Genomic DNA, 11,791 nt, shown 5'->3' with positions numbered 1-11,791 from the left:
GCGCGAGCGGGAAGAGCGTTCTCGGCCCGACGAATGCCTAAACTGGCGAGCGACCGTCTGCCCAACTAGCCCTGTGATACGTCAAGCTGTGTCGCAGTAAGTGGAACGTGCGGGCAATGTGGTCGAGCTCAGCGGCTCGCAGTGAAGCGACTGTCGAGCGCAATTCCTCAATAAGGCTTCGCGCCGTTCGTGCGTTAACGGTCGAGCCCCCAAACGTCCGGATTTCGTGCGAAGTACTCGATCAGCATTTCGATGAGGACCCGGACTTTCCGTGTGGGGTGATTACCCGGCGGTCGGACGACATATACGCCCGCCGAAGGTGGGGGATGGCGTGTCATCACCGGAACCAGCGCGCCGGAGGCCACATATTCGTGTGTGATGCAATCGGGGAGCCAGGCGATGCCGAGTCCTGCCGCCGCGGCAGCGGCAAGCGCCGTAGCGTTGTCGGCCTTGAACCTGCCCTGCGGCTGAACCGTGACGACCTTGTCGCCATCCATGAACTGCCAGGCTTCCGTTCCTTGCATGAGGGCCTGATGGCTGACGAGCTGCTCTACCGTCTCAGGTGAACCGTGGGCTCTGATGTAGTCCGGGCTTGCGACAAGCTTTCCATAGATCGGCCCGACGCGCTTCGCGATCAGGTTGGAATCCTGAAGGTAACCAACCCGGATCGCGCAATCGAAACCTTCGGCGATCAGATCGACGAAGCGATCGCTGTAGGAGGTATGGATGTGGAGCTTCGGGTGCTGATGCGCCATTTCCGCAAGCACTGGGGCGAAGTGAGTCGGGCCGAAAGAAAGCGGCATGGCAACCCTCAGGCGGCCGCGCAGCTCACCGGTCGGGAGGATCGTTTCCCTGGCCGTATCGATCTCGGCGCTGGCTCGGGCCGCATGATCCCTGAACGTGATCCCCGCTTCCGTAAGCGCGGCGCCGCGGGTCGTTCGTGCAAGAAGCTGAACGCCAAGTTCCGCTTCTACCCGGAAAAGCCGCCGACTGACGATTGACTTGGAGACGCCGAGCCGACGCGCGGCGGCCGAAACGCCCCCTGCATCGGCCACTGCGACGAATGTTTGCAGATCTTCGATGTCCAATTCGGCGTTCCTCTCTTCGCGACACAGTTGGCCTGACTATGACCCTACCGCATCGCCGAAAGGAACAGCAAATTGCGTCCAGGCAACGTCGCCCGCTGGCGCATGTCTCCCGTGAACCCATTGCCGTCCATAGGCAGAGAAAGGAAGTCTTATGACCCCTCGTAACGGACTTGCTTCGCTTCTTCGTCCCGAAGACTCGGTACTCGTTCTGATCGACCACCAGCCCTACCAGCTCGCGAACCTGAACAGCCACGATCCGCAAGCTGTGGTCAACAACACGACCGCGCTGGCGAAGCTAGCAAAAGCCTTCAATGTTCCGACCATTCTCACCAGCGTGATCGCAGCGCGCGGTGGACTTCTCTTTAAGCAGATCACCGACGTATTTCCGGACCAGGAAGTCATCGATCGCACCTGGGTGAACACCTGGCAGGACGAGAATGTGGTGAACGTCGTCACGGCGACCGGCCGCAAGCAGCTGATCATCGCGGGCCTGTGGACCGAGGTCTGCGTCGCAATGCCTGTCATCCAGGCCGCCGGCGAAGGCTGGGACGTGACCGTGATCACCGACGCGTCGGGCGGGATTTCGAAGGAGTCTCACGAAGTTGCCATCCAGCGAATGATCGCGGCCGGCGCGAACGTGATGACCGTGATGGCGCTCGCTGGCGAATGGCAACGCGATTGGGCGCGCACCGAGCATGTCGAGGAGCTGACCGAGATTCTCATCCAGCACTTCAGCGGCAGCGGCATCGCGTATTTGTGGGAGCAGCAGTTGCTCAACACGCCGGTGCCGGGCAACGCACGATGATCTGAGCGGGGGTGCAGAGGTTTTCGAGCGACGCGTTGCGAAAAGGCTGATTGCTTATCGAGCCTCGTCACCCCCTCTCAATAGGAAGGCCGTCCATGCCTGGAGCCGTGCCTCCGCCAAGGTATGAGGATCAACCACGCGCATCCCATCTGGGGCCGTAATGCGCCAGCGCCCAGACCAAGGTCTGCTTCGTAGTAGCTTTGGTAGGCTTCGGATGTTCTTGGTGGTGCCTGCGCGCCGGCGGCTGCCATGTCATAGCGCTCCAGCGGAGACGTAGTTATCGGTTTCATCTACGCTGGGGCGTCTCGCAAGATGTCGTCGAATTAGACGATGCCGTCTTCGATCGAGCGATAAGGCCGTCGCAGGCGCTCGTCCGCGTCAGCTGACCTCGCGCTACAGTGAGATCAATCTGCGGTTAACGGCGTCCGTCTTGGCGGACTGCCGGTCCGTTAAACGACTGCAGTTCGTGCCCGACGGCGAGAGCCGTGGCGTAAGGGTGACTTAGCGATCCCCGGCAAGACGGATTTCCTCCATGGAGGTCCGCCACCGGCTGCCATTTGAGCCAAAAGGGCAAAGAAGAATTAGTACTTCCATCTTAACGTGTCTCCTCATGAGCGATCACGCTATTCACAGCGCCTCCAAATCATTGACGATCCACGCGGCATTGCCCTGGCTGGTCGGCGCGGGCGTCTATGTCTTGCTGTTGACGCTTGGACCGCAGCTCCTGAACGATCCGGACACCTATTCGCACATCGCGGTCGGACGCTGGATAATATCTCACGGCGCAGTGCCTGACCGCGACCCGTTTTCCTTTTCCATGCATGGCGCGCCGTGGATCACGTTCGAATGGCTGTCGCAAATCGTCTATGCGGCCATGTATGCACTTTCCGGCTGGGCCGGGGTGGTGGCGTTGGCTGCGGCGGCGATCGCACTCGCGCTCGGTCTGCTGACTCGGTTCCTGTTGCGCGAGCTGGCCCCCACACCGACGCTGCTCATGGTCCTGGCAGCGATCGTACTGTTGTCACCGCATCTGCTTGCGCGTCCGCACGTGCTGACACTGCCCATCATGGTGACATGGGCGGCGGCCCTGGTGCGCAGCATGGACCGGCGTACGACGCCTCCACCTTATTGGGCGCTCCCACTGCTGGTGCTGTGGGCCAATCTGCATGGCAGCGTCGTGCTGGCGCTCGGGCTGATTGGCCCGGCCGTGCTCGAGGCGCTGATCGACGAGAAGCGCAGCGAATGGCCGCGCGTCCTATTGCGCTGGCTGCCCTTCACTTGCTTGGCGGTTGCAGCTTCCTGCCTGACGCCTTACGGGCCGGCCCCGCTGCTAGTGCCGCTCAAGACCCTTGGCCTCGGCGAGGCGCTGATGTTAATCGCTGAATGGAGGCCGCAGGACTTTGGCCATTTCAATAACTTTGAGTTTCTGCTGCTAGCGGGCATTCTCGCGCTATCGCGCGGAGTGACTCTGCCGGTGGTGCGAGCGCTGGTGGTGCTCGGCTTGCTTCATTTTGCGCTGGCCCAGGTGCGGAATGCAGACCTGCTGGCCCTATTGGCGCCTCTGTATCTGGCGGCGCCGCTGGCGCGGCAGTTTGGCACGCAAGCCGAGGATAACGCGGGCGGCTCGGCGCGCGGCGTGACCCTGATGGCTTTGAGCGTGATGGTCGTGGCAACCGCGCTGGCGCAGGTACGGGATATACGCCCGGCGTCGCGCAATACGCCGGAGGCGGCTGTGGCTAGTGCCGGTCTCGCCAAGGCGAGAGCCGTGTTCAACGACTACTCGTTCGGCGGCTATCTAATTTTCTCCGGCATTCCTACTTTCATTGACGGCCGCGGCGAATTGTTCGGTGGCCAATTTATCGTGCGGCAAAATAGCGCTGTGTCGCTTGCCGACCTTGGCGATTTTCTCAAGTTGCTCGACCAGTACAAGCTCGACGCGACACTGCTCCAGCCAAATACACCGGCGGTAGCGCTACTGGACCGCTTGCCGGACTGGCGCCGTGTCTATAGCGACGAAGTGGCGGTGGTGCACAAGCGGCGAGACTTGCCGAAAAACTAGCTCAGGCAGTGCCAAAAGCGGCGTATTGCGCACCGAGTGGCACATTACTTAAAGTAGTATCGACGCGCCGCGCCGGCTCAGCCTCTGAGGGCAACAACAAAAAGTAGCGCGTGCCGATCTCGTGCAGGCCGCTGGAGGCCATCAATTTTCGCGCCTTGCTGGCGCCGAGCAAGACGGCATCGCGGTCGAATTCGCAACGTGCAACGGCAAGACGGGTCAGTGGATTGAGCGGATTGTGTTCGATGACGCAAACGAGTCCCCCGGGCCGAACAACGCGCCGCATTTCACTCATGAAATGCGGCCAGTTGGCTGGCACGACGTGATGCAACACGCAGATCGCGGTCACCAGATCGAAACTTGCGGCGTCGAAGGGAAGGTTGCTGCCGCCAAAGGCGTAATAGGCGACATCGCGGTTATCGGCGCGGGCTTGCGCGATGCTGGCCGGGGAAACGTCAATGCCAGTCAGGTGGCTGACCATGCCGCGCAGCAAAGGATGAAAGCTGCCAACGCCGCAGCCGACATCGAGCATGGCGGGCTTTTGAGGCCCGAGCCGCTGCGCAATCAGTTCGCGGAGCAGATCGGCTTTGGCGCGCATGAAGAAACTGTGCGGCAGGCCGCTGAAGTTTATGGAGGATTGAACAACGTCCCGGTAGTTGCTGCGGTAGCTGTCGAAAAGCTCTTTCATGCGGCCATACTCATTCGTGCAATTCTCTAAGCGCGGGGTGTGCCGGCGTAGCCTGATCACGCTCAAAGCCTAGTCGCTTCTGCACCACATAGAGGGGGCGCCTTTTAACTTCGGCATGAATGCGACCTACATAAAGTCCAACGATGCCCGTCATCAGCATATTTATGCCGCACAGTAGCGAAACGATGACGATCGTCGAGGACCAGCCGGCGACTAAATGGCTGTCATTGCTCATCCACAACATTAGCACCCAGCCGCCGTAGAGCAGCGCCAGACCCGACACCACGACCCCACACCAGATTGCCCACCGTAAAGGTGCATCGGAGAATCCGAGCGCCGCGTTCACAGCAAGCCGCGTCATTTTAAACAGCGGATATTTAGTTTCGCCGGCGGCGCGCTCAAGGCGATGGAAAGTCACTTCGGTCTGCCGGAAGCCGAGCCAGGCGATCATGCCACGCACAAAACGATCCCGCTCCGGCATCTGGCGCAACACGGCGAGTACCTTTCGGTCGATGAGCCGGAAATCGCCGACATCGGCAGGGATGCCGACGTCGGTCATCCTACCGAGGATCCGATAAAATAGATGGGCCGTGGCGCGCTTGAACCGGCTTTCGCCGGCGCGCGACAGACGGCGCGCATAGACGACATCGTGACCTTCCTCCCATTTGGCGATCAGTTGTTCGACAACTTCGGGCGGATCCTGCATGTCGGCGTCCATTACGACGATTGCTTTGCCTTGCGCCGCATCCATGCCAGCGGTGATGGCGACCTGATGGCCGAAATTGCGGGAGAGGCCGATATACCGGAAGCGTGGGTCGCGCTTAGCGAGAGCTTGCAGCACGATGGAACTAGAATCGCTGCTGCCGTCATCGACGAAAATTGCTTCTGCGGGCTCGCGAAGCCGAGCAAGAAGCAGGTCGAGCCGGCGCAGCAGTACCGGCAGCACGGCTTCCTCGTTGAATACCGGGATGACGATGCTGTAGCTTATCGGCCTAGAATCGATCGCCATTTGAGAGGTCCACTCCGTCGAACGGGCGGAAGCCTACAACACCGATGGTTAAGGTGGCCTTGTCGCGACCGATAAGGACGGATCCTTCTGAAGCGTTTTCGTACGGTACTCCCGGCCGACTGGGCAAAAGAGACACGGCAACCCTCGTGCCGCGTCGACGGCCAATATTTAGGGCAGCTGACGGCGAAGTTGGACGGTCTGGTTCCGATTGACCTTACCAGGCTAGGGCGTGCGGTGAATTTTATAGAGAACAAAGCGCCCAGATCTGTCCAGTTCCTCCAGCAGGTTGGGCAGCGGGTTCGCCACACTCGGCCCGAGCACATTAGTCATAATCCCGGTGCCACGTACGGACGAAATGAGGAACTTCAGACCGCGTTTGGCCCGCGACGATCGCGGTAAGCACGCGCATCGGTATCGGCCCTCCATATGGAAGGGCAAGACCCTGGACGGCAGCGCGCGCCTGCACCGGCTGCTTGCCTACCTCGGTGAACAGGTTCGGGACAAACGCGTTGGCAAAATGCACCGCCAGCGTAGGCGAACGGCTGCAGGCGGCTTATGAGAAGGTGATGGCGAAGAGGGCCAAAGGCTGACGTCAGCGAGGCGCAACCCGCGATTGCCTGACGAACGTCGCGGGACAAGCAGCCTCACGCATACGCAAAAACGGCAACTGTCCCCTTCATAGGAAAGCTATTGAGCCGCCGTCACTCGCAACGATTTCCTCAGAGCACGTTGGGGGCTCGATTCCGGATCCGCGATCGGGCGGCGGTAGGTCGCGACGCGGCGCAGCCAGCCGACCTCGAAGACACGGTTGGATGGAAGGTTGCGAACCCTCTGCTGCAGGACGAACTGCGCCGCATCGGCGAATTCGGCGCGCACGGCCTTCGGATCGCTGGTATCACCGTTCATCCTGAGCAGCACCTGCTTGAGACCCCAACCCTGCCGCCGCCCGGTCTCCCTGTCCATGGCGGCTTCGTTCGGGTTGGTGCCCTCGCCCTTGAAGTTGATGTAGTCGATCAGCGGATAAAAATTCTCGGAGGCGCGAATGACGCGCGTGAACTGGATGACGATATGTTCGCGCTCCGTGCCGTCGGGCGTCGTCTTGAGGATCTTCTCCATCGCACCTTGCGCCCGCGCCACCATGAATTGCGTCTGCTCCGCCACGGTGTCGAGCAGAAACTGCCTCAACTCTTTCATCTGCGGTGAGTTGGAGTTCTTCCTGAACTCGGCCCGGCTTGTCCACGGGTTGGCCGGAATTTGCGTCTGGTCCAGCCAGGCGGGCAAACGCACGTTCTTCTTGCGCATGAATTCGAGCAGGGCCGGAAAGCTCTCCTCGAAAGGCAACCATTTGCCGACAGGAAACCAGATGCAATGACCGATGCCCAGGGAAGCAAATTCCTCGTGCGCATTCCATGACGTGATCGCATCACGTTTTCCGTCTGTTTCATTCAGCCAGATCTTCTGGCCGATCTTCTTCGCCAGATCGTCCGGCAAGACGAGCTGTGGTACAGGTAAATCCTTGGCCTCGTGGCTCGATTTCCGTGCTTCCGGCATTTGAACGGCAGCTTCCGGCGCTGGCTTCTGCACCTCAGGCTGTCGCAGGACTGTTTCGGGTTCCGACTTCTGCGTGTGGGATGCTTGCGCGACGCCAGGCCCACCCTGCTCTTTTTCGTTATCAGCGACGCGTGTCGCGGCCGGCGCGGCTATTTCCGCCAATGCCGCTTGCGTCGCCATGCCAGCGACGATGACACACGAGAGCAGCAATGAGCCGCAAGCAAGCACCTTCGCGCTGTACCGTCCGGGTTTCGCTTGCCATGCCGTTCTCCTGCCGCTACCCGCACCACGCCAGCGGCCAATGAAATCACCGCCCATGTCCATGTTTCCGAAGGCTAGCCTGACGGGAAGGGTCGTGCGGACGAACAACACGATGCGTATGGCGAAATCGTGGGGTCATAGCGGCGGCCCGGTGCCGGCGCGCCACATGGGCGACAATCCTGCGCATCGCGCCGACGACGGGGGCGAGAAAGCGGTCCCTGAGAACATCCCGAGAATGCTGATGCGCGTTCGACCGACACCTCCCGCACATCGGCGCGCAGTCCGCTGCACGTTGTGCTAGATATTGCATGAAGAGCCGGACTGCCGGCCGGTATTGGAGTGAATGCCCCTCGATGACCTGGTATTACGGTGACAGTGCATAAAATTCTTACCGGAGTTGAGTGCACTGTCACCGTAATCCTGGACTACATTGCTGATCGCTCCCCGCAGGGATCCGCACGCATCGGCTGAACGTATTCGCGGGCATGTTCGCGGTTGGCACGTTGGCGGCCGCCGTAGGTTCGAGATCGAGAGGAGCGCAGGCATGAGCACCGACCGGGACACCGTGCTGTCCTATGACGCGGTCGCGGCGGAGTACGCCGCGGAGGCCGCGGCGATGCCCGAATGGGTCGCGACAGAGATCGATGCGTTCGTGACCGAGCTGGGTGGCTCGGGCAGGGTGCTGGAGATCGGAAGCGGTGGCGGGCGAGATGCACTAGAGCTCGAGAAGCGGGGGATGAGCGTCCGGCGCACCGACATCTCGAAGGGTTTCATCGAACTGCTTCGCGAGAGTGGCTTCGAGGCCGACCTGCTGGACCCGCTGACCGAAGACCTGACCGACCCGCAGCGTCCCGGCACGCCGTACGACGGGATCTGGGCCTGTGCCTGCCTAATTCACGTCGCGCGCGAGGATTTCGGCACGGTGCTTGGACGGCTTGCCGAGGCGACCCGGACCGGTGGCCGACTGCACGCCTCGGTTAGAGAGGGCGATGGCGAGGATGTGTCCACACACGGCAGCGCGTCGGCGCCTCGGCGGTACGTCGAGACGTACTGGCGCGAGCCCGCCCTGCGGTCCGCACTCACAGACTCCGGCTGGATCGTCAGCGACGTACGTCGGTGCATCGGAAGGCCGGATGATCGGTGGCTGAGCGTTCGGGCGAGTCGGGCATGAGGCACACAGAGTTCTGGGCCCGAATTACGGTGACAGTGCATAAAATTCTTACCCGGAATTTGAGTGCACTGTCACCGTAATCCCAGCGACATCCGGGAATGGTCCATCCTCGCATATCGCTGCGCTCATGCGGGCTACTCGCTGCAATTTAAGCTTCACGATTTGTCGTGTTCGATGGCTTCCATCGACCTCACTAGTTCAGTCAGCCGCCGCCGGCCTTTTGGTCGCGGCGGCACATGAATCTTCCGGTGGTAGACCATCCGCTCCTCCTCGTGCTGGACCTTCCCAGGATCCATGCTTGGCTCAACGTCGAGCAACAGCGGCTCTTCCTCGTCGGGCTTTCTGGCGACCTTCGCGGGCTCCACCCGCCGCGAGTTCGGCGGCCGCTCACGCAGCATGGGCAGGTTCTCGAAGATCAGTGCCTGCCGCATTTTCTTCCGATCCTCTTCGGAGAGCTCCGTAGAAATTTCCTGCAGATCGTCTTGAACGTCCTTGAGCTGGGCTTGCAGCTTGTCGATCCCCATGGACTCGGCTGCCTTATCGAGCTGTTCGATCTTCTTGAACGCCCGGTTGATCTTACCGGGTGTCTTTAGTCGCCGCTCGACCCGGTAGACCTGGCCCTTATTGACCTTGGCAGCCTCGGTAAATGCGCCGCACACGTCCACGCTATATTCGCGGGCGTCCTTGCACATTTCCTGAATGCTTTCCTTAAAGCCCTTGTAGTCTGCGATCGCGCCGTAAACCGTGAGCACACCTGCCACAGACACCCACGTCTTCAGCGACCCTTCTTCGAGCCGGACATCGACGGTGACGCCGCCGCCGTAAATGTCCAGCGCCGCCTTAACCGCGATCTTCTCTGCACGACGACCGAGACTGTTTAAGCGTTTTTGGCCGACCTTGTATGGCTTCAAATGAATGTACGTCTGGGCAAGCTGAACCAAATTCACCCCCACCGCAGTCAAAATCTGCCGATACTACCGTTGATTGCTCGGTAAGGCTATCCACACCCCCTTTCATCCCCACCTCACAGGGGTGGTACAATGGTCCATCCCCGCATATCGCTGCGCTCATGCGGGCTACTTGCTGCGAGGGGCGTGAGGCCCCTTGGAGGTGAAGCCGCCCGAGCAATGCGAGGGATTATCTAGTCCGGGGACATGAACTCACTCCGCGCGATGGGTAGATTTCATTGCGATGCGTTGTCGATGCGTTCGGGCTGGCAGCACGACCGAAGCCTCCAAAGGAAAGGAAGCGACTTGATATACGAATATTCTGCGCAGAACCACGATTGGGATCTGACGCTTCATGCCGCCGCCGAACTGATCAAAGCGGGCTTGATAGCAGACAAGCAGCCAAGGGCTGGTACCTTATCGATGGGCTTTTCCTTCTTTACCGGAGGGATGGTTCTATCTTTCGCTGCAATCGAGAGCTTTTCGGCATCGGTCGCTTTCTCGATGCCCTCGCACGAGCGCTTCTCAGATTTCGACTTCCTGCGTTATCGCAATGCGCGGCGCTTCTGGGACAAGATGGAAATGCTGATGTCCGCTGCTGGTATCGGGATCGATAAAGGTAATGGCCTGTTCCAGCATGTCGGGCAGATGCAGGAATGGCGTAATCTGGTGACACACGCATCGCCTTACGAAATCGAACCTACCGAGATCGAGAACACGAGAAGTGCTCCCGGCAAGCTGCACGAGAAGAAGAGGCGTCTCGAATACACGAGAATGGCCGATCCTGAGAATGCTAAGAAATTCTACGGGACTGCGCTCGACTTTATCAACCTGGTCACAGACCGGACCGGCATAAATCCTCGCGCTTCAGCGACATTTAGGCCAATGGCATAATCACCGATGCCAAATCGGTGTAAAAGGTGCCTTTCTACAGTCAAGGATGACCTTGTAGTCTATATATTATTCCCATGCCGCAAAAGCTCCGTACCGATTTTCCTTCTGAACTTGAACCTATACGCGAGGCCGCGCGCCGCGCACTTGGTTCCGTAAAACCTGCAACGGCAAGTACTCCAGCCGATAAACATTTTCTATTCAACGCCAAGCGGACTGATGCAGGCCGTAATCTCCCGGCCCCCCACCTCGTCTACTTCGTTCTGGTCGACCTTCTCGACTATCGCGATCTAGGAAGATTCGAGAAATTGGCGTGGTCGATCCCAATCGAGTTCAACGGGCGCGCCTTTCTGATCGAGCACCGGAAGTTTGGCGTCGGTGTTTTCGCTGCAGACATCGAGAAAGACGAGGCGGGTGCGCAGCAAATCGTCAATCACATCCACAAGGCTGTGAAAGCGGCACGGCCGTTTTTCGATTGGTTAGCCGCTAAGGCAATCGACGAGTCCACTGTCAATGTGACCAATAAAAGCATCTCGCTTTTTGACCGGTTCGAATTCCTGCGCGATAGTTATCGCCTGAAAGAGAACGAGGCTGAAACCCGGAAAGATGAACGGGTTGTCAAGACGGGTAAGGCAGAGAGCGGCGGAGATTGGCAAACAATCTCCTTTCCGGCCTACCGCCTTCGCACGGAGGCAAGATGGCTCGGCCTTTCGGCTATCGAAGCATTTTTTAGTTGGACCGAACACGTCTTTATCCATATCGGCATCCTGCGTGGCAAGCTAACGAGCGCAAATGAGGTTACGCGTGCCGCGGAAGCCAACTGGCCGACGAAGTTCAAGCTCGCCTTTGATCTATCGGACGAACGTTCGAAAAGACTCTACGATGAACTACTCATAGTACGCAAAGAATTGAGAAATTTTGTCGCGCACGGCTCATTCGGAAAGCAAGGCGAAGCATTCCGTTTCCATTCGTCTGCCGGTGCTGTACCCGTGCTGCTGCCGGACCCGATAGGCAGCCGCAGATTTGCACTCGGGCAGCCCAGCGCTTTCGATCTACAATCTGCATTGCAGACGATCGAGGAATTCATCGCGCATCTGTGGGAGGGGCCTCGTGCGCCAGCCAAAATTTATATTCAGAAGTACGAGCTGCCGCTTATCCTGACAATGACGCACGACGGCACCTACGGAAGGGCAATGACGTCAATCGAAGATATGACGTTGTTCGCAGGCCATCTCGCCGGTCAAATGGACAATGCCGCCAATATGGATTGGTAGGCAACGGTTATTTGTTGTCTACGCTCGCATGGCGAGGGAATTGGAGAGGT

The 11,791-nt window shown here is 59.5% G+C and carries 10 protein-coding genes; 5 read left to right on the top strand and 5 right to left on the bottom strand.

Annotated elements, in window-relative coordinates:
* Nucleotides 1-194 precede the first annotated feature (194 nt).
* Nucleotides 195-1,088 (bottom strand): LysR family transcriptional regulator, encoded by an 894-nt coding sequence (locus tag V1279_RS28035; protein ID WP_334442578.1) that lies wholly within the window; start codon nt 1,086-1,088, stop codon nt 195-197.
* Between the two features lie 151 nt (nt 1,089-1,239).
* On the opposite strand from V1279_RS28035, the gene V1279_RS28030 reads away from it, so the two are divergent.
* Together V1279_RS28030 and V1279_RS28025 are read left to right on the top strand one after the other, a co-directional pair.
* Nucleotides 1,240-1,893 (top strand): hydrolase, encoded by a 654-nt coding sequence (locus V1279_RS28030; protein WP_334442575.1) that lies wholly within the window; start codon nt 1,240-1,242, stop codon nt 1,891-1,893.
* 610 nt (nt 1,894-2,503) lie between these two features.
* On the top strand, nt 2,504-3,952 hold the full coding sequence (locus tag V1279_RS28025) for a hypothetical protein (protein WP_334442573.1): 1,449 nt from the start codon (nt 2,504-2,506) through the stop codon (nt 3,950-3,952).
* Nucleotide 3,953: 1 nt separating this feature from the next.
* Here V1279_RS28025 and V1279_RS28020 read toward each other — a convergent pair whose 3' ends face one another.
* The 3 genes from V1279_RS28020 to V1279_RS28010 form a co-directional block, all read right to left on the bottom strand.
* Complete coding sequence (locus V1279_RS28020) at nt 3,954-4,637, bottom strand: class I SAM-dependent methyltransferase (protein ID WP_334446602.1); 684 nt, start codon at nt 4,635-4,637, stop codon at nt 3,954-3,956.
* Between the two features lie 10 nt (nt 4,638-4,647).
* Nucleotides 4,648-5,646, bottom strand: coding sequence for a glycosyltransferase family 2 protein (locus tag V1279_RS28015; protein ID WP_334442571.1), 999 nt, complete (start codon nt 5,644-5,646; stop codon nt 4,648-4,650).
* Nucleotides 5,647-6,333: 687 nt separating this feature from the next.
* The gene (locus V1279_RS28010) at nt 6,334-7,515 is read right to left on the bottom strand and encodes a hypothetical protein (RefSeq protein ID WP_334442569.1); all 1,182 of its coding nucleotides are present in this window, start codon (nt 7,513-7,515) and stop codon (nt 6,334-6,336) included.
* Between the two features lie 487 nt (nt 7,516-8,002).
* Here V1279_RS28010 and V1279_RS28005 point away from each other — a divergent pair, with 487 nt between their 5' ends.
* Nucleotides 8,003-8,629 (top strand): class I SAM-dependent methyltransferase, encoded by a 627-nt coding sequence (locus V1279_RS28005; RefSeq protein WP_057855564.1) that lies wholly within the window; start codon nt 8,003-8,005, stop codon nt 8,627-8,629.
* Nucleotides 8,630-8,784: 155 nt separating this feature from the next.
* Here the strand turns inward: V1279_RS28005 and V1279_RS28000 are convergent, their stop codons facing one another.
* A complete protein-coding gene (locus V1279_RS28000) occupies nt 8,785-9,570 on the bottom strand; it encodes a hypothetical protein (protein ID WP_334442564.1) in 786 nt (261 codons plus the stop codon).
* Between the two features lie 312 nt (nt 9,571-9,882).
* Between V1279_RS28000 and V1279_RS27995 the strand changes: the two genes are divergently transcribed.
* Both V1279_RS27995 and V1279_RS27990 read left to right on the top strand, forming a co-directional pair.
* The gene (locus tag V1279_RS27995; RefSeq protein WP_334442561.1) at nt 9,883-10,470 is read left to right on the top strand and encodes a hypothetical protein; all 588 of its coding nucleotides are present in this window, start codon (nt 9,883-9,885) and stop codon (nt 10,468-10,470) included.
* A 74-nt stretch (nt 10,471-10,544) separates the two neighbouring features.
* A complete protein-coding gene (locus V1279_RS27990) occupies nt 10,545-11,741 on the top strand; it encodes a hypothetical protein (protein WP_334442559.1) in 1,197 nt (398 codons plus the stop codon).
* The last annotated feature ends 50 nt before the right edge of the window (nt 11,742-11,791 follow it).

Origin of the sequence: Bradyrhizobium sp. AZCC 1610, from assembly GCF_036924515.1 — a bacterium.
Lineage (GTDB): Bacteria > Pseudomonadota > Alphaproteobacteria > Rhizobiales > Xanthobacteraceae > Bradyrhizobium.
Note: the sequence above shows the minus strand (reverse complement) of the source record. Positions and strands in the feature narration are given on the sequence as shown.